General features: G+C 61.2%; 19 protein-coding genes and 1 pseudogene. 13 read left to right on the top strand and 7 right to left on the bottom strand.

Annotated elements, in window-relative coordinates; all coding sequences use genetic code 11:
• Positions 1-983 precede the first annotated feature (983 nt).
• Positions 984-2,654 (bottom strand): diguanylate cyclase GcbA, encoded by a 1,671-nt coding sequence (gene gcbA, locus AC1DXW_RS10335; protein WP_477754464.1) that lies wholly within the window; start codon positions 2,652-2,654, stop codon positions 984-986.
• A gap of 486 nt (positions 2,655-3,140) precedes the next feature.
• Between gcbA and AC1DXW_RS10330 the strand changes: the two genes are divergently transcribed.
• From AC1DXW_RS10330 to AC1DXW_RS10305, 6 genes are all read left to right on the top strand, one after another.
• Positions 3,141-4,208, top strand: coding sequence for a DUF2333 family protein (locus AC1DXW_RS10330; protein ID WP_108219840.1), 1,068 nt, complete (start codon positions 3,141-3,143; stop codon positions 4,206-4,208).
• A gap of 3 nt (positions 4,209-4,211) precedes the next feature.
• Entirely contained in the window at positions 4,212-4,769 is a 558-nt protein-coding gene (locus AC1DXW_RS10325; RefSeq protein ID WP_477754463.1) for an NUDIX hydrolase, read from the top strand.
• Between the two features lie 289 nt (positions 4,770-5,058).
• The gene (locus tag AC1DXW_RS10320) at positions 5,059-5,430 is read left to right on the top strand and encodes a translation initiation factor Sui1 (protein ID WP_007991289.1); all 372 of its coding nucleotides are present in this window, start codon (positions 5,059-5,061) and stop codon (positions 5,428-5,430) included.
• A gap of 217 nt (positions 5,431-5,647) precedes the next feature.
• A complete protein-coding gene (speA, locus tag AC1DXW_RS10315; protein ID WP_115947750.1) occupies positions 5,648-7,561 on the top strand; it encodes an arginine decarboxylase in 1,914 nt (637 codons plus the stop codon).
• Positions 7,562-7,793: 232 nt separating this feature from the next.
• A complete protein-coding gene (locus AC1DXW_RS10310) occupies positions 7,794-9,113 on the top strand; it encodes a type VI secretion system Vgr family protein (RefSeq protein WP_477759989.1) in 1,320 nt (439 codons plus the stop codon).
• Complete coding sequence (locus AC1DXW_RS10305; RefSeq protein ID WP_477754460.1) at positions 9,110-9,910, top strand: DUF4123 domain-containing protein; 801 nt, start codon at positions 9,110-9,112, stop codon at positions 9,908-9,910. Before AC1DXW_RS10310 ends, AC1DXW_RS10305 begins: the two co-directional genes overlap by 4 nt.
• 11 nt (positions 9,911-9,921) lie before the next feature.
• Here AC1DXW_RS10305 and AC1DXW_RS10300 read toward each other — a convergent pair whose 3' ends face one another.
• Positions 9,922-11,271: an MATE family efflux transporter gene (locus tag AC1DXW_RS10300; RefSeq protein WP_477754459.1), complete on the bottom strand. Its 1,350-nt coding sequence runs from the start codon at positions 11,269-11,271 to the stop codon at positions 9,922-9,924.
• Between the two features lie 196 nt (positions 11,272-11,467).
• Positions 11,468-11,761: a hypothetical protein gene (locus AC1DXW_RS10295; RefSeq protein ID WP_477754458.1), complete on the bottom strand. Its 294-nt coding sequence runs from the start codon at positions 11,759-11,761 to the stop codon at positions 11,468-11,470.
• Positions 11,762-11,918: 157 nt separating this feature from the next.
• Here AC1DXW_RS10295 and AC1DXW_RS10290 point away from each other — a divergent pair, with 157 nt between their 5' ends.
• The 5 genes from AC1DXW_RS10290 (at position 11,919) to AC1DXW_RS10270 (ending at position 15,347) form a co-directional block, all read left to right on the top strand.
• Positions 11,919-12,221: a MazG-like family protein gene (locus AC1DXW_RS10290; protein ID WP_150813548.1), complete on the top strand. Its 303-nt coding sequence runs from the start codon at positions 11,919-11,921 to the stop codon at positions 12,219-12,221.
• A complete protein-coding gene (locus AC1DXW_RS10285) occupies positions 12,221-12,970 on the top strand; it encodes a methyltransferase domain-containing protein (RefSeq protein ID WP_477754457.1) in 750 nt (249 codons plus the stop codon). The genes AC1DXW_RS10290 and AC1DXW_RS10285 overlap by 1 nt, the downstream gene beginning before the upstream one ends.
• A 12-nt stretch (positions 12,971-12,982) precedes the next feature.
• Positions 12,983-13,591, top strand: coding sequence for a DUF4136 domain-containing protein (locus AC1DXW_RS10280; RefSeq protein WP_477754456.1), 609 nt, complete (start codon positions 12,983-12,985; stop codon positions 13,589-13,591).
• Between the two features lie 55 nt (positions 13,592-13,646).
• Positions 13,647-14,210, top strand: a complete 564-nt coding sequence (locus tag AC1DXW_RS10275; protein WP_477754455.1) for a DUF4136 domain-containing protein — start codon at positions 13,647-13,649, stop codon at positions 14,208-14,210.
• Positions 14,211-15,041: 831 nt separating this feature from the next.
• Positions 15,042-15,347, top strand: coding sequence for a DUF6124 family protein (locus tag AC1DXW_RS10270; protein ID WP_477754454.1), 306 nt, complete (start codon positions 15,042-15,044; stop codon positions 15,345-15,347).
• A gap of 62 nt (positions 15,348-15,409) precedes the next feature.
• Here the strand turns inward: AC1DXW_RS10270 and AC1DXW_RS10265 are convergent, their stop codons facing one another.
• Together AC1DXW_RS10265 and AC1DXW_RS10260 are read right to left on the bottom strand one after the other, a co-directional pair.
• Positions 15,410-16,264, bottom strand: coding sequence for a MaoC family dehydratase (locus AC1DXW_RS10265; protein WP_477754453.1), 855 nt, complete (start codon positions 16,262-16,264; stop codon positions 15,410-15,412).
• Between the two features lie 2 nt (positions 16,265-16,266).
• Entirely contained in the window at positions 16,267-17,619 is a 1,353-nt protein-coding gene (locus AC1DXW_RS10260; protein ID WP_477759988.1) for a 3-oxoacyl-ACP reductase, read from the bottom strand.
• 82 nt (positions 17,620-17,701) lie between these two features.
• Between AC1DXW_RS10260 and AC1DXW_RS10255 the strand changes: the two genes are divergently transcribed.
• Complete coding sequence (locus AC1DXW_RS10255) at positions 17,702-18,979, top strand: acetyl-CoA C-acetyltransferase (RefSeq protein WP_477756188.1); 1,278 nt, start codon at positions 17,702-17,704, stop codon at positions 18,977-18,979.
• Between the two features lie 125 nt (positions 18,980-19,104).
• Here the strand turns inward: AC1DXW_RS10255 and AC1DXW_RS10250 are convergent, their stop codons facing one another.
• Together AC1DXW_RS10250 and AC1DXW_RS10245 are read right to left on the bottom strand one after the other, a co-directional pair.
• Complete coding sequence (locus tag AC1DXW_RS10250) at positions 19,105-19,833, bottom strand: methyl-accepting chemotaxis protein (RefSeq protein WP_477759999.1); 729 nt, start codon at positions 19,831-19,833, stop codon at positions 19,105-19,107.
• Between the two features lie 129 nt (positions 19,834-19,962).
• Positions 19,963-21,051: pseudogene (locus tag AC1DXW_RS10245) on the bottom strand (cache domain-containing protein); the annotation flags it as partial.
• A 446-nt stretch (positions 21,052-21,497) separates the two neighbouring features.
• Between AC1DXW_RS10245 and AC1DXW_RS10240 the strand changes: the two are divergent.
• The gene (locus AC1DXW_RS10240; protein ID WP_477756189.1) at positions 21,498-22,391 is read left to right on the top strand and encodes a PA4780 family RIO1-like protein kinase; all 894 of its coding nucleotides are present in this window, start codon (positions 21,498-21,500) and stop codon (positions 22,389-22,391) included.
• The last annotated feature ends 125 nt before the right edge of the window (positions 22,392-22,516 follow it).

Below are 22,516 nucleotides of genomic sequence, written 5' to 3'. Positions count from 1 at the left end.
GTGCGATCAACAGAATCAAACCGATCATCACACCTTGCATCAGCCGCACTTCACCCTGGATCTGCCCATGCTGGGCGCGCACCACCGGTTCCAGCCCGGCAATGGCCTGTTGCACGTCGGCGATTTTCACGTGAGTCGCGGCGCTGAGGTCGGCGCGTTTCTGGATTTGATCGCGAGTGCGCGTGAGCTCGGCCGGATAGCGGGTGAGCAGGCTGTTGAGTTCGCGCTTGAGGCCGACACCAGCATCTTCGGCGACGGTTTTTTCCTTGTTCTCAAGGCCCATCATCGAGGCGAAATCGTCGGTGTTCGACTCGTTGCTGGTGGTCACGCCCAGCAAGGGCAGGGCATCCAGTTTTTCGGCCTGGGTGCGGATGTTGGCCACTTCGCGTTCGACGTCGGCAGCCAGTCCGCTGCGGCCGCTGCTGACCAGTTTGTCCCGGGCCAGGGACAATTTGCCCAGGTGCTGCGATGCGGTGAGCAGCGGCGTCAGGTAGGCCGCATTGCCACTGGCGTACTGGCTGAGCTGATCGAGACTGGCACCCAGTTCCCGCTCGGCCTGTAGCAGCAAGGCCTGCGGATCGCCTGCCAGTTTGCCGGCGGCCAGCAGGTCGGTTTTGCTGAATTCTTCAAGGGTCGACAGGCTGGGGCGCAGCGTCTCGGCCAAGGCCGGTGGCAATTCGCCGAGTTCTTTCTTCATGCTGTCGATGCCTTGGGAGGCACTGCTCAGGCGCAGTGCATCGCCGCTGCCCAAGTAATCCTCGACGCTGCGGGCCACTTCATTCTGAAACTGCTGCGACAGGCCCAGGTAGCGCTCCATTAATAGATACGGACGCTCAAGGGCCTTCTGCGACCACCACAGCGTAGCGCCGAGGGCCACGCACACGGCCACCAGAAGGAGGGTATTGAGATTGGTCAGCAGCTTCAGGCGCATTACGGACTACCAACGGCAGAAATGGTAAGTGCCTGAAGTTATTGCGTTTCTGTTACAGGGTTATGACTGTATCGGTCGACTCCGATAAAAAAGTGGCACTTTGCTTTGATGTGCGAGCGGCCTGTATTCGATTGCGTCCGTCATGTTTGGCGCGATACAGCGCATCATCTGCCTGACTGGCCATCATCAGGCTGTCGGAGCTTTCGCATGACTCCACCAACCCGGCGCTGAAGGTGCACCACAGATCCTGGGGTTGCGCGGGGTAGTGAATCTCGGCAAAACGCTGTCGGATTTCATCGAGCACGTTGTAGGCCGCTTCGATATCGGTGTCCGGCATGACAATGGCGAACTCTTCACCACCGTAGCGGCCAATGAAGTCGGTTTTGCGCAGGCGTTGCTTGAGAAACAGCGCCAGGCTCTTGATCACCCGGTCACCCATGGGGTGACCGTGGCTGTCGTTGACCCGTTTGAAATGGTCGATGTCGAGCATGGCAAAGCTCAGCGGCTTGCTTTCGCGGCGGGCGCGGAACGAGCAGTCTTCGAGCAATTGCAGGATATGCGTGTGGTTGTACAGGCCGGTGAGACTGTCGCGGACCATTCGTGCCTTGAGGTTGCGTGCCCGTGCCGCGCGGTTACGCACGGTGGTGATCAGGTGCCGGGGCTTGATCGGTTTGGTCAGGAAGTCATCGCCGCCTTCGCTCATGGCGTCGAGCTGTTTGTCCAGGTCGTCTTCGGCCGACAGGTAAATGATCGGCACGCTGACGTAACGGTCGTTATGGCGGATCACCTTGGCCAGTTCCGTGCCGGTGCAGGCCGGCATGTACATGTCTAGGATGATCAGGTCCGGCTGGAAATCCGCCAGTTCGGCCATGGCCTGGATCGGCTCGATCAACGTCCGGGTGACGATCCCTGCGCTGTTGAGCAGGCGCTCGGTGTGCAGGGCCTGGGCGCGGGAGTCGTCGATGATCAGCACTTTATAAGGTTCGTACTGGGCAACGCAGGTCAGGACTTCGATCTTCTCCAGCAGGCTCGACGCTTCGAGGGTACCGGTGAGGAACTCCTGGCCGCCGGCACGCACGGCGGCGAGGCGGGTCGGGGTGTCGGTTTCGTGCAGGCTGAAGAACAGCAGCGGCAAGCGATGGTCCAGGCCTTCCTGGGCTTCGGCGGCCAGTTTCAGGCCGACGCCGGGGCCGCTGAAATCCACGTCCATGACAATCGCCGCCGGCAAGCGCTCGACCATCGATGAGCGAAACGCGTCTACGCTGTCCAGGGACTGGGCACTGAGCCCGAAGAATTCCAGTTGTTTGGCCAGGCGCTCGGCACGGCCGTGATCCTGCAGCATCACATAGACGGGCTTGCGCAGCGGTGGCAGGAAGGTCTGATCGAGTTGGTCGCCATGGCGCAGGCCGGTACGTGACAGGCGCTGCATCAAGCGATTGAGGTCGGTGATCAGGCCGCTGCTCAGGCGTCCGCGATTGGCGTCGACCGCCTCCAGGGACTGACCGATGTGACGTGCCAATTGCGTGTGTTCCGGTTGTTCGAAACGCTCGGCGAAACGCAGCAGACGCAGATTGGCCTCGCTCAGTTCCGACAGGTCGGCGGTGGACCACTCACTGCGTTGCAGGCGCTGCCATATCTCAAGAATCTGACGAGCCTGATGAATTACCCGCTGGGCAAAGTGGTGCTTGAGGCGCTCGCGGCTGGGGTCTTCTGGCTCGGTCATATCCTGACTACTAGTTAGGGTGCACGCTGAGGTCGACTGGTGGCTCTATGCTAGCACCACTTTTCCATTACATGAGTGCTGTACGTCAATAATCTGCAATGTCGCTTCATTCAATTTGTGATCGATCGGTCTGATTCTGGGCTGTTTAGTCGCCGTGTGCGGAGGCGAAGTGCCGTGAATCAGGGCGCTTGACGGGCGTAGGGCGGCAATTGGCGGGTGACAGACCATTGGTCATTTACGGCGGTCTGAGCGGTGCGGATCGGCCAGTTTTTATTGGCCTCAGGGGGCAGGGATTCCCTTGGGGCGTGTCATCCAAACCATTAGGAGGATTTCGACGGCAACACAGTCATCTGGTGGGCAGGAACTCTTTTCATCCGCAAGACCGGTAATTTTCCGCATCGGTGCGATGGCGGGTGCCGGGCCAAGGCACGTTGTTGTATGGTTGTGGTCGAACCGTTGACCTCAAGAGCTTGAAAGGATATCGCCATGCTGGACTGGAAGAACCGCACAGGCAGTGCGCCTGAACGTGCCGCTGAACCGAAGTCGGAGACCCGCAGTTATCTGGGCGGTCTGTTGTTCAGCCGGGCGCTGGCCACTTTGCTGGGCATCTACCTGTTGGTGGCGAGTGTCCTGGGCTGGTACTGGAGCCAGGAGCCGGCGCTGTTCCCGGTCCAGCAGACCGCCCAACTGGCGGCCGAGAAAGAAGGCAAGCAGATGGTCGTTGGCTACACCACAGTGGAAACCCTGAAGACCGTCGCCGGCACCTTGCTGACCAAGCCGGGCGGCTATATTTCCAACGACCGATTTCCGCCAGGCCTGTGGATGGACAACATGCCGAGCTGGGAATACGGTGTGCTGGTGCAGGTCCGCGACCTGAGCCGGGCAATGCGTAAAGACTTCGCCCGTTCGCAGTCGCAGTCCGCCGAAGACGCCGACCTGGCCAAGGCCGAGCCGCGTTTCAACTTCGACAACAAGAGCTGGGTGCTGCCATCCAGCGAGTCCGAATATCAGGAAGGCATCAATTCTCTGAGTCGCTATCAGGCGCGCCTGTCCGATCCGAACCAGAAGAGCGCGCTGTTCTATGCCCGCGCCGATAACCTGAACAACTGGCTGGGTGATGTCGGCACCCGTCTGGGTTCGCTGTCGCAACGGCTGTCGGCCAGTGTGGGCCGAGTCAAGCTCAACACCGCGTTGAAAACCGAGGTGGTAGCACCGGGCGTGGCGCCGCAGGTCGACGAAGAAATCGTTGAAACCCCATGGTTGCAAATCGACAACGTGTTCTACGAAGCCCGCGGCCAGGCCTGGGCGTTGTCGCATTTGCTGCGCGCCATTGAAGTCGACTTCGCCGACGTACTGGCAAAGAAGAACGCCACGGTCAGCGTGCGCCAGATCATTCGTGAACTGGAGGCGTCGCAGGAGCCGGTATGGAGCCCGATGATCCTCAACGGCAGTGGCTTCGGCGTACTGGCCAACCACTCGCTGGTCATGGCCAACTACATTTCCCGGGCCAACGCCGCGGTGATCGATTTGCGTCAATTGCTCAATCAGGGCTGAGTCATGGTCGATAACACCAGGGAAGCCGCGCACCGCGCGGCGTCCGATGCCGAACAGATCGCCTGGGTCGACGAGCAGGACAACCTGCTCGGCGCCCTGGTCCGTTCCGACTTGCGCGAGCGCGGGCTGATCGGGCGTGGCACCTACATCATGTTGTTCAATTCCGCTGGCGAGCTGTGCGTGCACCGGCGCACCCTGAGCAAGGCGATCTATCCCGGTTTCTGGGACGTGGCGGCGGGCGGCATGGTGCTCGCCAGTGAAACCTACGCCGAGTCGGCGGCCCGGGAGCTGGAGGAAGAGCTGGGAGTGAGTGGCGTGGAACTGACCGCTCATGACCATTTTTTCTTCGAGGACACCGGCAATCGCCTGTGGTGTTCGGCGTTCTCGGCGGTATGGGACGGCCCGTTGATCCTGCAACCGGAAGAGGTGCTGGAAGCGCGCTTTATCCCCATTGATCAGGTCATGCTGGAAATCGGGCAAAAGCCTTATTGCCCGGACTCTCTGGCCGCGTTGAAGCGCTATTTGCGCTCACACCGGATCGACGTCGCAAAACAGCTATAAATTGGCGCCGATTGGCTCTTAGCAATCGGCGTTTTTGCCGTTACACTGCGCGACTTTTCAAACTGAACCGGTATTGCTTCACCTGTAGGAGCGAGCTTGCTCGCGATGGACGTCAACGATAACGCGCGGTATCAGACAGCACGTGTTGTCCGTGGGTTTTTCGCGAGCAAGCTCGCTCCTACAAGGGTGGTACCGTTTCAGTAGCGCTGCCCCTGCCTGAGTGGGGCTTCGCGGTCGATAGCCTTCCCGAGTGCTGCGACCAGTCTTTGTCCTCCGAAGAGGATTGCCGGTGGCCAAAAAAGCCGCATCCTTCGCCGCCCTGGGCGGCCTGGTATTTTCCACCGACGCAGGTCGTCATTGCCCGGAATGCAGTAAACCGGTGGACGCCTGCATCTGCAAACAGACCGTTATCCCGGCCGGTGACGGCATTGCACGCGTGCGTCGCGAAAGCAAGGGCCGTGGCGGCAAGACGGTGACCACCATCACCGGCGTGCCATTGGCTGAAGACGCGCTCAAGGAACTGGCCACGACGTTGAAGAAACGTTGCGGTACCGGTGGCGCGTTGAAAGACGGTGTCATCGAAATCCAGGGCGATCATGTCGAGCTACTCTTGGCAGAACTGATCAAGCTCGGTTTCAAGGCGAAGAAGTCCGGCGGCTAGCAGCCTCTGTGAAAGCCACCCACGGCTTGATCCAGTCCCGTTCATTCTGGTCTGGCGTCGTCTCCATGGTTTTCACAGAGCCTGTTCATGACTGGTTTCTAAACTCACTGCGGTCAGCGAGGTCTACCCCCTCGTTGACGAACCGTCATTTTCATACTTTAGACTGCGCCGGCCTGAACCCAGGCGACGCTCTATGACTTCTTTATAGGGGACTTCGATGTCCGTACGACGCACACGCAAAGACGATGGCAGCCAATGGACAGTTGCGGACAGCCGCAGTGTTTACGGGATTCGCCATTGGGGGGCCGGGTATTTCGCGATCAATGACGCCGGTCGCGTCGAAGTTCGTCCGAACGGCCCGACCAGTTCGCCTATCGACCTGTTCGAGCAAGTCGACCAACTGCGCAAAAGCGGTTTGTCCTTGCCATTGCTGGTGCGTTTCCCCGACATCCTGCAAGACCGCGTGCGTCAGCTGACCGGTGCGTTCGACGCCAACATCGAGCGCCTGGAATATCAGAGCAAGTACACCGCGCTGTACCCGATCAAGGTTAACCAGCAGGAAGCGGTGATCGAAAACATCATTGCTACCCAGAACGTTTCCATCGGTCTGGAAGCCGGCTCCAAGCCGGAACTGCTGGCGGTACTGGCATTGGCGCCGAAGGGCGGCACCATCGTCTGCAACGGTTACAAGGACCGCGAGTTCATCCGTCTGGCGCTGATGGGCCAGAAGCTCGGCCACAACGTGTTCATCGTGATCGAGAAAGAATCCGAAGTCGGTCTGGTGATCGAAGAAGCGGCGGCGCTCAAGGTCAAGCCGCAGGTCGGCTTGCGCGTGCGTCTGTCGTCCCTGGCGTCGAGCAAGTGGGCAGACACCGGTGGTGAAAAATCCAAGTTCGGCCTGTCGGCGGCGCAACTGCTGTCGGTGGTCGAGCGTTTCCGCGCTGCCGGTCTGGATCAGGGCATTCGCCTGTTGCACTTCCACATGGGCTCGCAGATCGCCAACCTGGCGGACTACCAGCACGGCTTCAAGGAAGCGATCCGTTATTACGGCGAGTTGCGCAACCTTGGCCTGCCGGTGGATCACATCGACGTCGGCGGCGGTTTGGGCGTGGACTACGACGGTACTCACTCGCGTAACGCCAGTTCGATCAACTACGACATGGACGATTACGCCGGTGTCGTGGTCGGGATGCTCAAGGAGTTCTGCGACGCGCAGAGCCTGCCGCACCCGAACATCTTCTCCGAAAGCGGCCGCTCCCTGACCGCTCACCACGCCATGCTGGTGGTGCAGGTGACCGACGTCGAGAAACACAACGACGACGTGCCGAAGATCGATAACAAGGAAGAGCTGCCGGAAACCGTGCAGTGGCTGGTTGACCTGCTCGGCCCGACCGACATCGAAATGGTCACCGAGACTTACTGGCGCGCCACGCACTACATGAGCGACGTGGCCACTCAATACGCCGATGGCAAGCTGACCCTGGCGCAAAAAGCCCTGGCCGAGCAATGCTACTTCGCCGTTTGCCGCCGCCTGCACAACTCGTTGAAAGCCCGTCAGCGTTCTCACCGTCAGGTGCTCGACGAGCTCAACGACAAGCTGGCTGACAAGTACATCTGCAACTTCTCGGTATTCCAGAGCCTGCCGGACACCTGGGCCATCGGCCAGGTCCTGCCGATCCTGCCGCTGCACCGACTCGACGAAGAGCCGCTGCGCCGTGCCGTGCTGCAAGACCTGACCTGCGACTCCGACGGCAAGATCAAGCAGTACGTCGACGAGCAGAGCATCGAGACCAGCTTGCCGGTGCACGGTCTGAATGAAGGTGAAGACTATCTGCTGGGGATCTTCCTGGTGGGCGCCTACCAGGAAATTCTTGGCGACATGCACAACCTGTTCGGTGACACCGACTCGGTGAACATCTATCAGAACGCCGACGGTAGCGTGTACCACGCCGGTATCGAAACCCACGACACCATCGAAGACATGCTGCGTTACGTGCATTTGTCGCCGGAGGAGCTGATGACTCACTACCGCGACAAGTGTGCCAGTGCCCGCATCAGCGCCACCGAGCGCACGCAGTTCCTCGATGCCTTGCGTCTGGGGCTGACCCGTTCGTCTTACCTGTCTTCCTGAGGTAAGCGCCATGCTCATCAGGTTGTCTGAAAATTTTCCGTTTACCGCGGAAATTTCAGATGACCTGGTGCGGCAATTCTCCTATTCCAGGCGAAATTTTCCGCGTCCTCGACCACCCAAAGCATTTGGTCTCCTTTTCGCGTAGGTTATTTCCTAATTTGTATTTCGGCACTCTACTCGGCCATGTCTCTCAGCGAGAATCCCCGACCGCCCCTCCTGTAGAGAAACGCCGATGTTCAATCCAGTCAGCGAACCGTCATTTCGTCTGGATGTAGCAGGTCTGCCCGACTCCTTTGAGGTCCTGGCCTTTACCGGTAAAGAGGCCATCAGCGAGCCGTTCGTGTTCGACCTGGAACTGCTGATCGATGACCCGGTGCTTGACCTTGCCAGTTTGCTGTACCGCCCGGCCTCGTTGCATTTCGGACCAGCTGGAAGCCACGTGCATGGACAATTGCATGAACTCGTCCAGCGTGATCATGCCTCGGGACCCCGGCTCTGCCAGGTGCGTCTGGGGCCAAAACTGGCATGCCTGGCCCAGCGCTTCAGCCAACGAATTTTCAGCGCCCTTTCAGTGCCGCAAATACTCGACAGGGTGCTCAAGGAGCACGGCATTACCGGCAAAGATCGACGCTTGGCGCTGAGCGGCGAATACCCGCCCCGGGATTTCTGCACGCAATATCGAGAGTCGGATCTGCAGTTTCTGCAGCGACTGTGCGCCCAGGAACGGCTTCACTACCGCTTCGAACACCGGGCTCGCGGGCACTGTGTGGTGTTTGGGGATGATCATCAGCATTTTCCAACCGGCGAACCTGCGGTATTGCGCAGCGAGGGCGATCGGCCGGCGGTGCGGCAGTTCGAGCGTCAGCACTGCGGTGGGACAGCGGCGCAGAGTGCCGAATGCCGGACAGACCTGGTGACCCTGCGCAGCGGTCGGCTGATGCCGCTGTCCGGTCATCCGGTTGCCGAATGCAATCGCCTCTGGTTGCTAACCCACGTTGAGCATTGGGGCAGTCAGGATACGGCGACGCCTTACCACAATCAGGCCCGTGCCCTGCAGTGGCCGACACCCTTCGCGCCGCCCTGTGTGAYGGTCAAACCACAAATGCATAGCCTGCAACGGGCGTGGGTCGTCGAGGTCGATGAACCAAGCCCCGACCCGGCAAGGCAGGTACCGGTGCAGTTCGACTGGCTTTATCAGGGCGAAGGGGCTGCGCCCAGCCATTGCTGGTTACCCCTGGCCAGGCAACTGCAGGCATCGACGTTCTTGCCATTGCGGGAAGGGACTGAACTGGTCGTGGGTTTTGTCGAAGGCGATCCCGATCAACCGCAGATAACCGGGCTGCTGCATGCGCCGGCAACGGTCGAAGTGACGGACGCTGACACCCCCCAGCCCGGCTGCACCCATGATGAGGGCCTGGAGCAATGGTTGCGGTCGGGGGAGCCATTGCTGGTGTTGTGCCTGCTGCCCGGCGGTGGCAGTTTCAACCATTGCGCACAGGCGTTGTGCACCTGTCGTCTGGCGACGCAGCTTGGCCAGAGCTCTGGAGCATGATCGCCACACGCACGCCCGAGGCACCCCCGCAGTGGCTGTTGCTGGATGTGCCGGGCACGCCGCAGGCGGGTGCCACACTTCGGCAGATGTTTGCGCAAGCCCGGTGGTCAGGGTTGTTCGAAGGCACGGAGTGGCATGCGCTGCATGAGCAGGGACCGGTCCTGGTCGATCTGCGCACCTGCCCGGCACTGGCCGATTTATGCATCGTCGACGGACAACGCTGGCCCGGATTGCTGATGGTCAGCGAGGCCAGCGCTGCGTCGTTGCTGGCGCATTTGCGGCGCATGCTCACGGTCACGCTTGGCCTGCACCGGGCCCTTTTGAGCTACTACAACCCGATCACGGCAAGCTATTTCTTCGATGCCAGCGATGCCGTTGAACTGAGTCGCTGGCTCGGGCCCATCAACCAGTTGCGCTGGTTCGGTGGCAGCTGGGCCGACCACGCGATGGGATGTGAGGGCTGGCAGCGCTTGTCCAACCCGAGGCTGGCGGTCAGCCCGTTGGCAGTCGAGGAGAACCTCAGCGCCGGGCAACAGGAAAAACTGCAAACCTGCCTGCTCGAGCAGCAGGCCTGGCGCTGGAGCCAATCCACCGGTGCCGATTTCTCCCGCCTGTGGGCCCATGTGCAAGAAGGGGTGGCGCTGGGTTTCAGCGAGCGCCCGGTGCTTGATGGCTGGATATGGCTGCGCTTGCAGTATCCCGACGCCGTGCCCGTGCAGCCGTTGCCGGGGCGGACTCAACAGGAACGCCTCGATAGCCTGCGTCACTTGTGGCAGAACGATCCACCCGGGTCATGAGGTCGCCCCGTTCAGTGAGTGCTGCCAGCGAACCAGCCATCGTGACGGCGCAGGCGCCAGGCAATCACGCCAAGGGTCAGACTGCGCAGGAGCATGAACAACAAAAAGGTTATCCACAGGCCATGGTTGCCCCCGCCTTGCAGTGCCCAGCCGATAGGCAGCACCAGCGCCACGGTCAGCAGCATGCCGTTGCGCATTTCCCTGGCGCGGGTGGCGCCGATGAACAGACCGTCGAGCAGGTAACTCCAGACGGCAATCAGCGGCAGCACGGCGAGGTAGGGCAGGTAGATGAATGCGGTGTCGCGTACGCTCTGAATGTTGGTCTGCATTTCGATGAATAGATGCCCGGCGAACAGAAACAGCGCGGCGAACCCCAGGCTCGCCAGCAACGACCAGCCACCAGCAACCACCAATGAACGGCGCAGGGCATCGCGGTCGCGGGCGCCAAGCGCATGTCCGCACAGGGCTTCGACGGCGTGGGCCAGGCCATCGAGGGCGTGGGCGGTCAGCAGCAGGCCATTGAGCAAAAGAGCGTTGGCGGCGACCGTGGCGTCGCCCAGCCGCGTGCCTTGCACCGTGATCAGGAAGAACACCGATTGCAGCGCCAGGCTGCGGATGAAGATGTCACGGTTGACCGCCAGCAATGGCCGCCAACTCTGCCACAGCGCCAATGCCGCCCAAACGATAGGCCCGGGGTAGGCGCGCAGGGCTTTGCGAGTCATCAGCAAACCGATCAGTGCACCGGTCCATTCGGCAATCACCGAGGCCCTGGCCGCACCGACCACGCCCCATTCCAGGCCGAGGACGAACCACAGGTTCAGGGCAATGTTGACCAGGTTGGTGGTCAGCAAAATCGCCAGCGGCGCCCGGGCATTCTGGGTGCCGAGAAACCAGCCGACCAGTGCATAACTGGCGAGCGCCGCCGGCAGGCCGAACAGGCGGGTGTGGAAGAACTCGCGGGTCAGTTGATCGAGCTCAGCCGACGGTTGCATGAAGTGCAATGCGATCGCGCTCAATGGCACGCCCACCGCACCCAACACCACGGCCAGGCCGATGGCGAGCAGCAGGCCTTGCAACAGAATCTGCCGCAAGGCCGCGCCATCCCCGCGCCCTGCCGCCTGGGCGGCGAACCCGGTGGAGCCCATGCGCAGAAAGCCCATGGCCCAGGCGAGGAAGGTGTACAGGCTGGCCCCGACCGCGACGGCGCCAAGTTGATGGGCATGGGGCAGGTGGCCGATGACGGTGCTGTCGACCAGTGCCACCAGCGGTACGGAAATGTTCGAAAGAATCATCGGCGCGGCGAGTGCCCAGACCCGGCGATGGGTAGGGCGGTCGCGCCAGTCGGCGGTCAGGTTGGACATGCAGGCTCCTTGGGGGAGCGGGCATTGTAGCGGTGAAAACGGGTTGGCTAAGTGAGCTCAATCCATAAAACACCAGAGATCCAATGTGGGAGCGAGCTTGCTCGCGATAGCGGTCTTTCAGTTGAATCAATTTTTGATGTGCCGCCGCCATCGCGAGCAAGCTCGCTCCCACAGGTGTTCAGTGGTGTCAGTGGTGTCAGTGGATGATCCAGCTGAGCAACCAAAGCCCCAGCACCAACCAGATAATCCCCATGATGAACGACGCATTGAGAAAGGCGCGGATCGCCGACCACAGCAGTAGCAGCCCGAGGATCAGGGTCACGATGCTGACGACCGAGGTATCCATGCCCAGCGCTTGGGACAAGCCTTCGACAAAGTTGCTGCTGGCGTTGCTCAACAGATTGAACAGCCCACTGAGGCCATCAACGATGAAGCGGATGATCGAGCCGAGTACCTGGCCGAGCCATTCGGAAAAACCTTCTACCTGCATGGAGTGAACGTCCTGATTAAAGAGAATTGAGTCTTGGGCTGTCGATCATGCTGCCGAGTTCCCACAAGCATAGAGGGTTGCACAGATGAGCATGTATCTTCTGCCCCTTGCCTTCACCTGTGATCCCCCCGAAGCTATACGCCTTCAGGAGAGCCCGATGAACCTTGTTGAACTGACCGAACGCCTGCACGCCATCCGTGACCGCAATGACTGGCGGCAATTTCACAGCCCGAAGAACCTGGCCATGGCCGCGAGCGTGGAAATGTCCGAGCTGGTGGAAATTTTCCAGTGGCTGACCGAAGACCAGTCACGCCAGTTGCCGGCGGACAAACTCGCCCACGCCGGGCAGGAAGTCGGTGACATTGTGCTTTATCTGTTGCTGTTGTGCAGTGAGCTGGGCCTGGACATGGATGCCGTGGTGCGCAGCAAACTGGCGGACAGCGAACGGAGGTTCAACTGATGAGCGACCGTCATTTCGATCAACTGGCGACCCGTTTCGCCGAAAAAATCTACGGCGGTGCCAAAGGTGCGATCCGTCTGGCGGTGTTGCAGGCCGATCTGGCCGAAACCTTGCCCGACCGGCCGCTGCGCGTTCTGGACATCGGCGCCGGCCTTGGCCATATGTCGTTGTGGCTGGCCGAGCGCGGCCATCAGGTGACCCTCGCCGAGCCTGCCGAACCGATGCTCGAAGGCGCCCGCCAGCGTTTTGCCGAAGCCGGGCAGAGCGCCACATTCATTCAGGCACCCTGGCAGGAACTGCTCGGGCAGCTCACCGAACCTTACGATCTGGTGCTGTGCCATGCGGTGCTGGAATGGCTGGCCGAGCCCCACGCCATCCTGCCGGTGCTGCATCAACTGACCAAGGCGGATGGCTGGCTGTCCCTGGCGTTCTACAACCGCGATGCGCTGATTTATCGCAACTTGCTCAAAGGCCATTTCCGCAAGATGCGCAAGAACGACATGGCCGGTGAAAAGCAGAGCCTGACCCCGCAGCAGCCCCTTGATCCGCGCGAGCTGGCGGCGCAACTTGAAGGCCTGTGGAAGGTCGAAATACAGAGTGGCGTGCGAGTTTTTCACGATTACATGCCGGTGGAATTCCAGGCCCGTGCCGAACTGGTGGACCTGCTCGAAATGGAACTGGCCCATCGCCGTCATCCAAGCTTTGCCGGGCTTGGGCGTTACTTGCACTGGATCTGTCGGCCTGTCTGATCGGAGCACGAAATGAAAAATCATTCAGGTGTACTGGTGTTCTGCCTGGGGCTGGCTGCCTGTCAGGGCAGCAACCCATATGTAGCTACCTCAAACCCTTTGCCACCGGCGCCGCCCCAGGCTGCCAATACGTTCGATCGCAGCGCCTACCCGGCAGCGCCGCGTGACTATGGGCGTTATCGCAGTTGGGCCTGGCTCAACGGCCATCTGCCACCGGGCACCGCCTGGGCCGACTCGGCGCAGGTCGCCGAAGCGGTCAGCAATGCGCTGGATCAACGCGGCTTGCGCCCGTTGCACGACAATCGCCCGGCCGACCTGTTTGTCAGCGCCAACATGCGCCTGGAAACCCGCCTGCGTCAGGTTCAGGACGACTATTACGGCGGCGGTTATGGCGGCTACAACGGCTACGGCCCTGGATATGGCGGATACGCCTCCGTGCCGATCATCCGTACCTATCGGGAACAGGTCGTGGTCGTGCAGGTGGACATGTTTGACGCCAAAAGCGGTCAGCCGGTGTGGAGCTCCAGCGCTGAAACCGGCAACCGGGGCAGCGAAAGCGAGCGCGCCGATGCCATACGGGAGGCTGTGGAAAAGGCAATGTCGGCGTATCCTCCTAGTTAGCTTCTTGTAGATAAGAAGCATTCCACAGGATCATGTCTTCAACCGGAGAATCATCATGTTCCGCCGTTTTGTTTTACTGGCAGTGGCCGCGCTGCTCAGTGCCTGCGCCGCCAACCAGGTCAATCATGACTTCGACGCCAGCCGCGACTTTGCTGCCTATCGCAGCTGGACCTGGAAAGAACCCGCCCTGCAATACCGTCCCGATGATCCTCGAATCAAGAGCGACCTGACCGAACAGCGCGTCCGTCAGGCGGTTGCCGATCAACTGGATCAGCGCGGTCTGCGTCCGGCCGCTGTAGGCGCCAAGGGCGATTTGAATGTGCAGACCTACCTGATTGTCGAAGAGCGGCAACAACAGGTGACCACCAATTACGGCGGCGGCTGGGGTAACCCTTGGTATGGCTACTACGGCGCCCCCATGTACAACGAAACCCGCAATGTCAGCTACAAAGTGGCGACCATCCAGATCGACCTGCTCGATGGCAAGGACGGCAAACTGGTGTGGCGCGGCAGTGACGAACAGATACTCAGTCGCACGCCGAACCCGACGGATCGTCGCGATGCCATCTGGCAAACGGTCACGCGGATATTGGCCAACTATCCACCGCACGCATCCTAGAATCAGCCGGCCTCGGACGCAGTTGGCGTTGGCTTTGTTGCCCAGTAATTTCGGGGTGCGGCAGTGGGTTACGGGGCACTGAGTTTTTTTGGATGGTGTACATATCCATTGCTGCGGTAACGGCGGCTTATGGTTTCGCCCTTACGGCGAGTCCCTTTGGCAAACGCCCCAAAGGAACCAAAGGTCTCGCCCCTTACGTACGGCCCCTCGCTGAGGCTCGGCGTTCCTTCGCTCCGGTATTCATCCGGGGGCATTGCCCTCCGGTCGGCTTCGCTTCGACCTACATGCAATGAGTTCGACTACGTCGAACGGCGCTGCGCGCCAATCCCCGGATGAACACCTCCACTCAGCCTCCCGAGGGGGCGGGTGGATCAAGATCAAAAGCTGCAGGCGAGCTAATGCTCGGCCTGATGAGTGGTGAGGAGCAGCGGGTGTGCGCCGATCTGCCTTTGCTTTTTTGTGGGAGCGGGCTTGCTCGCGATGGCGGCCTGGCAGCCGACCAATCCGGTGTAGTTTTCCTCAAGTCCCGAGGAAACCTCCGACATGTTTTTCAGGTTGTCCGTCGGAAGTGCGATCTCTAGCCTTTGTCCGTCACTGCAAATTCAGTGATCGGGCTGTCGCGGCCTGTTAAGTCTACTTGGTGCATAATCCACCGGCCCAAACCGGAGCGCTTCGGTGCTTGTCGTTTGATGTAATGGTGGCTGTGCGCGGGATACCTTCGGGTATGCCGGGTTTCCAAGTAGCTCGGTCCGCGACCCCGCGTACAGCTGCCACCCTTGATTGCTGTCGCGGCGATCAGTGGCAGCTCCATCTCATACTTGGAGCTTCACCATGATCAAACCCACCCCAAATCCCCCCGAAGCCGCCGACCGCGCCCTCGACCACTACCTCAATCCACCCAGGCAACCTGTCACCCACAAGCCCAGCACGATGTTCGTCATTGCCCCGCACATCGACACCGAAACCCTGCTGGCCCACGCTTGTGAATCACTGGCGTCGGCGAGTGTGATGGCGAGTGATTTCGCGGGGTTTCTGGAAGGCTCGCAGCGCAATACGATGCTGGGGATTGCGCAGGTGATCATGCTGGGTGAGCTGGCGGTGAACCGGGCGTTGGACAATCTCGATCCGCAAGACTGACCACGCAGCTTTTGTGGCGAGGGAGCCAAGCGCCCTCGCCACAGACATCGGCTTTATCAGGATCAGGCAACCGGCCGCCAGTGCCCGACCATATGCTCCAGATCCCCGGCACCCACCAATTGCAGATCCCCGCTCGGTCCCGGCGCACTGGCCAGCAACGTCACCTCACCGGGTAACCGTACCGGCTTCTTGAACTGCACTGCGATCTCGACATTCGCTGTCGGCAGGTGCCCGGCCAGCGCAGCTAGCGTGCGCGCCTTGTTCCATAGGCCATGGGCGATGGCGGTCGGGAAACCGAAGAGCCGGGCGCTGGCCGCGCTGAGGTGAATCGGGTTGTAGTCGCCGGACACCTTGGCGTATTGCCGGCCGATGTCCGAGGGCGCTCTCCAGTGCTCGACTTCGCTCAGGGCCAGGCTCGATTCCAGGTTCTCTTCGAGCGGTTCACCCTCGAGTTTGACGCCGCGACAGAGCATCCGGCTTTCTGCTTCCCACAACGGCCCCAACTGATCGTCGAGGCTGGTCAACAAATCGAACGTCGCGCCTTTGGCGTGGGGTTGCAGGTTCTGCACTTGCACGCTGACGCGCACCCGATTCACCCCGCCCATTGGGCGCAGCACACGAATGCGATTGCTCAGGTGTATCAGGCCCAGCAGCGGGAACGGGAAGTCCCTGGCCGTGAGCAACTGCATCTGCAAGGCAAACCCGAGGATGTGCGGGTAGGTCGGCGGTAGCAGGCCGTTGTCGGCGAAACCACAGACCTTGCGATAGGCCGACAGGCGCTTGGGATCGACTTCGACCCAGCAACGCAAGCCCGAATCGGGCAGGGTGGTGCCGGTGATTTTGCGCCGTGTCGCCGCTCGTGCGTACAACCCCGGCAAGCTGGGTTCGCGGTTGAGTGTGTGCCAGTCGGTGATCATCCTTAAGCCCCCAGAGCGCTTTGCCCACACACGCGCAACGCTTGCCCGGTAAACGCGCCGGTGCCCGGTTGCGCGAGCCAGGCCACGGCTTCGGCGACGTCTTGTGGCAAGCCGCCTTGGCCAAGCGAACTCATGCGCCGTCCGGCTTCGCGCAGGCCGAAGGGAATGTGCGCGGTCATCTGCGTTTCGATGAAGCCCGGCGCCACGGCGTTGATGCTGATGCCGCGCTCGTGGAGCAGTGGCGCCCAGGCTTGCGCCAGGCCAATGAGCCCGGCCTTGCTCGCGGCGTAATTGGTTTGCCCGCGATTGCCGGCGATGCCGCTGATGGACGCCAGCAGTATCACCCGGCCGTTGTCGTGCAGGGTGCCGCTGTCGAGCAGGGCTTTGGTCAGCACTTGCGGCGCATTGAGGTTGACCGCCAGCACGGCGTCCCAGTATTCGGGGGTCATGTTGGCCAGGGTTTTGTCACGAGTGATGCCGGCGTTGTGCACCACGATGTCAAGGCCGTCGGGCAACTGTTCGATCAACTGCGCGGCGGCGTCTTCGGCGCAGATGTCGAGGGTAATGCTGCGCCCACCGAGGCGTGCGGCGAGGGCTTCGAGATCGGTTTTGGCCGGGGGCACGTCGAGCAGGATGACGTCGGCACCATCACGGGCCAGGGTTTCCGCGATGGCGGCACCGATACCGCGTGCTGCGCCGGTGACCAGTGCCTTGGGCCCGGCGAGCGGGCGTGTCCAGTCGGTGACTGGCGTTGAGCACGCATTCAAGCGAATGACCTGCCCGGACACGAAGGCGCTTTTCGGTGAGAGGAAAAACCGCAGCGGGCCTTCCAGTTGCGCCTCGGCACCTTCGTCGACGTAGATCAATTGCAGGGTACCGCCGCTGCGCAACTCCTTGGCGAGGGAACGGCTGAAACCTTCCAGGGCACGCTGCACACTGGCGGCGAACGGGTCGCGCAGGCTTTGTGGATCGCGCCCGAGAATCACCAGGTGCGCGCAGTGATCGAGGTTCTTCATCAGCGGCTGGAAGAACTCGCGCAGTTGCTTGAGCTGGTCGGTGTGCAGCAGGTCACTGGCATCGAACACCACAGCCTTGAGTTTCGGTCCATGGCCGGGAATCCAGGCCGTGGCCATCGAAGGCTCGGTGCCGTAGCTGTAGATCACGTCGGTCAGGCGGTTGGCGAAGGCGCTGACGTGTTCCGCCAACGGCCCGCCGCCGATCAACAACGCACCTTCCACGGGCCGCAGTCGGCCTGCTTGCCAGCGCTCCAGCCTGGTCGGCGCCGGCAGCCCCAGGGCGCCGAGCAGGCGATGGCCGATGGACGAATTGGCGAAGTCGATATAGCGATCAGACAAAAATCAAGATCAAAAGATCGCAGCCTTCGGCAGCTCCTACAGGGGGTAGTTTCAATTTTGGCTATTTCATCAGGAGCATTTCATGACCCAACTGCGTCGCGTCGCGATCATCGGCGGTAACCGGATTCCCTTCGCCCGCTCCAATGGCCCCTACGCCACGGCCAGTAATCAGGTGATGCTCACCGCCGCCCTCGAAGGCCTGATCGAACGTTACAACCTGCACGGCCAACGCATCGGCGAAGTGGTCGCCGGGGCCGTGCTCAAGTTGTCGCGGGACATGAACCTCACACGCGAGTGCGTACTCGGTTCGCGACTGTCGCCGGCCACTCCGGCCTATGACATCCAGCAGGCGTGCGGCACCGGGCTGGAAGCGGCGTTGCTGGTGGCGAACAAGATTGCCCTGGGCCAGATCGACTGCGGCATTGCCGGTGGCGTGGACACCACCTCGGATGCGCCGATCAGTGTCAGTGAGGGCCTGCGCAAAATCCTCCTGCAAGCCAACCGCTCGAAAACCACCGGCGACAAACTGAAAACCTTCCTGCAGTTGCGTCCCAAGCATCTGATCCCCGAATTCCCGCGCAATGGCGAGCCGCGCACCGGGTTGTCCATGGGCCAGCATTGCGAGCTGATGGCCCAGACCTGGAACATCCCTCGCCAGGCACAGGATCAATTGGCGCTCGAGAGCCATCAGAAACTGGCCGCGTCCTACGCCGAGGGCTGGCACAACGACCTGATGACGCCATTTATGGGCCTCACTCGCGATAACAACCTGCGCCCGGACTCCACGCTGGAAAAGCTCGCCGCGCTCAAACCAGCCTATGAGAAAAGCGCCAAGGGCACCCTGACCGCAGGCAACTCCACGCCGCTGACCGATGGCGCGTCACTGGTGCTGCTGGGCAGTGAGGAATGGGCCAAGGCACGCGGGTTACCGATTCTTGCCTACTGGCGCGACGGCGAAGCGGCGGCGGTGGATTTCGTCAACGGTGCCGAAGGGTTGTTGATGGCGCCGGTCTACGCCGTGCCACGTTTGCTAGCGCGCAATGGCCTGACCTTGCAGGATTTCGACTACTACGAAATCCACGAAGCCTTCGCCGCGCAAGTGCTGTGCACATTGAAGGCCTGGGAAGATCCGCAGTATTGCAAAACCCGTCTTGGTCTCGATGCGGCGCTGGGCTCGATCGACCGCAGCAAGCTCAACGTCAAGGGCAGTTCGCTGGCGGCGGGGCATCCGTTTGCGGCTACGGGCGGACGCATCGTCGCCAATCTGGCGAAGTTGCTGGATGTGGCGGGCAAGGGGCGGGGACTGATTTCGATTTGTGCTGCGGGCGGGCAGGGCGTGACCGCCATTATCGAACGCTGAACACAGAACAACTGTGGGAGCGAGCTTGCTCGCGAAGAGGCCATCAGCTTCAACATCTATGTTGACTGATATACCGCCATCGCGGGCAAGCCCGCTCCCACAGGGGGTGATGGTGTGCCAGCTGGTCAGGTACGGAACCTGCGCACCAACCCGTCCAGCTCATTCGACAACCCGGCCAGGCTCTGGGAATCCAGGCGCGCCGAGTTGGCCAGTTCTGCCACCAACTGCGCATCGCCATGGATCTGGCTGATGTGCCGGTTGATGTCTTCGGCCACTTGATGCTGTTGTTCCGCCGCCGTGGCGATCTGGGTGTTCATGTCGCGGATCACGTCCACCGACTCACGAATCTGCCCGAAGCTGTTGCGCGCCTCGCCGATGCGCGTCACCGATTGCTGGGACACTTCCAGGCTGGCGTGCATCTGCTGGGTCACCTGGCTGGTGCGTTTGGMCAGGTTGCCCAGCAGCCCGTCGATTTCTGCGGTGGAGTCGGCCGTGCGCTTGGCCAGGGCCCGCACTTCGTCAGCCACCACGGCAAAGCCGCGCCCCTGTTCACCGGCACGGGCCGCTTCGATCGCGGCGTTCAGCGCCAGCAGGTTGGTCTGTTCAGCGATCGAGCGGATGGTCCCCAGGATCGACTGGATGTCGTTGCTGTCGCGTTCGAGCTGTTGCATCGACTGGGCCGACTGTTCGATTTCCTGGCTCAGGCGATCAACGCTGTTCACCGCCGCATCGATCTGCTGCTGACCTTCGCGCGCCTGGCGCTGGCCACTGTCGGCAGACTCCGCCGCCTGACTGCAAGAACGCGCGACTTCGTTGGCGGTGGCGACCATTTCGTGGAACGCCGTGGAGACCATGTCCACTGCCTCACGCTGGCGTCCGGCGGCTTCGGCCATGTCGCTGGAGACCTGGGTCGAGCTCTTCGATGTGTCGAGGATCTTGCCCGCCGCACCGCCGATGTTCTGGATCAGGTTGCGAATCGCCGTCAGAAACTGGTTGAACCAGTTGGCCAGTTGCGCGGTTTCGTCGTTGCCACGGATTTGCAGGTTCTGGGTCAGGTCGCCTTCGCCCTGGGCGATGCCTTCCAGGCCGCTGGCCACGCTGCGGATCGGGCGCACGATGAGGCTGGCAAAACTGGCGCCGACGATGGCGAAGATGACGGCCAGGACGGCGGCGATGATGGCGATCAACCAGGTCAACTGGGTCGCGGAACTCATCACGTCGTCCTGCTTGATCAGGCCGATGAAGGTCCAGCCCAGTTGCTCCGACGGCCAGACGTTGGCCATGTAGTGTTCGCCGTTCAACTCCACTTCCACCAGGCCCTTGCCGGCCTTGGCCAGTTGCGCGTAGCCGTCGCCAAGGCTGTTCAGCGGTTTGAAGTTGTGTTCCGGTTGTTTCGGATCCACCAGGACCATGCCGGTGTTTTCCAGCAGCATCAGGTAGCCGGTTTCACCGAGCTTGATCTGCTTGACGATTTCGGTGAGCTGCTTGAGCGTCACGTCGATGCTGACCACACCGCCGTTGGTGCCCAGTTTGTTGTCGATGGTGCGCACGGTGCTGACGTAGGTCGCGTCGTCCTGGGCCCAGTAATAGGCCTCGGTGCGCAACGGCTTGCCCGGTTTGGCCTGGGCCGCCTTGTACCAGGGGCGCTGGCGCGGGTCGTAATTGTTCAACTTCGGATCATCCGGCCACGACACGTAGCCGCCCGCCGCCGTGCCGAGGATGGCGTAGGCGTAGGCCGGGTGGCTGTTGCCCAAGTCCTGGAGCAGGGTGAAGACTTTCTTGTCCGCCTCGCCCTGAGGGACGCTCTCGGCGTTGGCGGCCATGTAAGTCTTGAGGCTGTCGTCGGAGTTTCGGATCAGCGGCTGCTTGGCCAGGTAATCGACGTTCTGGCTGATGCCGTCAAAGAACAATTGCATGGCGTTGCTGACCTGACGAATCTCGCGGGCACTGCCGTCGACGAATTCGTCCCTGGCATCACTGCGCAGGTTCAGCACAACGAGGGTGGCGACCAGCACCACGGGCAGGCAGGCGATGATTGCAAACGCCCAGGTCAACTTCTGTTTGATGTTCATCCGCGCTCCAGATTTTCTTATAGGCCCACGCAGTGCAGATGACTCGCGGTTTATTGGCAGGCGTAAACGTTCTTGGTCAACCCGGGTCCTTGAGTGCGGCATCGCCATTATTGGGGGAGCGATTGTCGGACAAATCACTTTGTCACTAAGGACTTCGGCTGTAGTCGGAGGAAATTGAGGCCCGATGGGAAAAATCCTACGGAAGGTGTGAGTTGTGATGTCAGCTCCTGTCGCTATTGCCCTCAATACCCTTGCACAACAAGTGACGCAGGCTCGGCTATGATCTGGAGCGAGCCGTGACGGTCGTCGGTTTTTCCTGATGAAATCGGCACATTGTGCGCTTGTGCAATACTCATAAGTCGGTAACCCCTCCCCCCCGTGGGTGGATTGCCGTATAACGAATGACTTTCGCGTGTTTGGTAATAAAGGACCCACAATAAAAGCTGATGAAGACTCCAAAACGCATTGAACCCCTGATCGAGGACGGTCTGGTCGACGAGGTGCTGCGCCCACTCATGAGTGGTAAAGAAGCAGCTGTTTATGTGGTGCGCTGCGGTAACCAGTTACGTTGCGCGAAGGTCTACAAGGAGGCGAATAAACGCAGTTTCCGTCAGGCGGCCGAATACCAGGAAGGCCGCAAGGTGCGCAACAGCCGTCAGGCCCGTGCGATGGCCAAGGGCTCGAAGTTTGGCCGCAAGGAAACCGAAGACGCTTGGCAGAACGCCGAAGTGGCGGCGCTGTTCCGCCTGGCCAATGCCGGTGTGCGGGTGCCCAAGCCGTACGACTTCCTCGAAGGCGTACTGCTGATGGAGCTGGTGGCCGACGAATACGGCGATGCCGCGCCGCGTCTGAACGATGTGGTGCTGGAGCCGGACCAGGCCCGCGAGTATCACGCGTATCTGATTTCCCAGATCGTGCTGATGCTGTGTACCGGTCTGGTGCACGGCGACTTGTCCGAGTTCAACGTGCTGCTGACGCCGACCGGCCCGGTGATCATCGACCTGCCGCAAGCAGTGGATGCGGCGGGCAACAACCACGCGTTCAGCATGCTGGAGCGCGATGTGGGCAACATGGCGTCCTACTTCGGGCGGTTTGCGCCGGAGTTGAAGAAGACCAAGTACGCCAAGGAAATGTGGGCCTTGTACGAAGCTGGCACCTTGCACCCGGCCAGTGTCCTGACCGGCGAGTTCGCCGACACGGAAGAGCTGGCCGACGTGGGCGGAATCATGCGCGAGATCGAGGCCGCGCGCCTGGATGAAGAGCGCAAGCAAGCCGTACGCGCGGCGGACGATGCGCCGCCGGGCAAGACCGAAGAACCGCCTCCGCCCTGGATGCAGTGATCGGTTAAAGCAAAACCCGGCTTCGGCCGGGTTTTTTGTGCGCCACCCAAATCCCTTGTAGGAGTGAGCCTGCTCGCGATAGCGTCGGCACTTTCAACATTGATGTGTCGGGCAGATTGCTATCG

This window comes from Pseudomonas sp. P4_C4 (assembly GCF_056402055.1).
The sequence above is the reverse complement of the archived record's forward strand: the minus strand, read 5'-3'. Positions and strand labels throughout refer to the sequence as shown.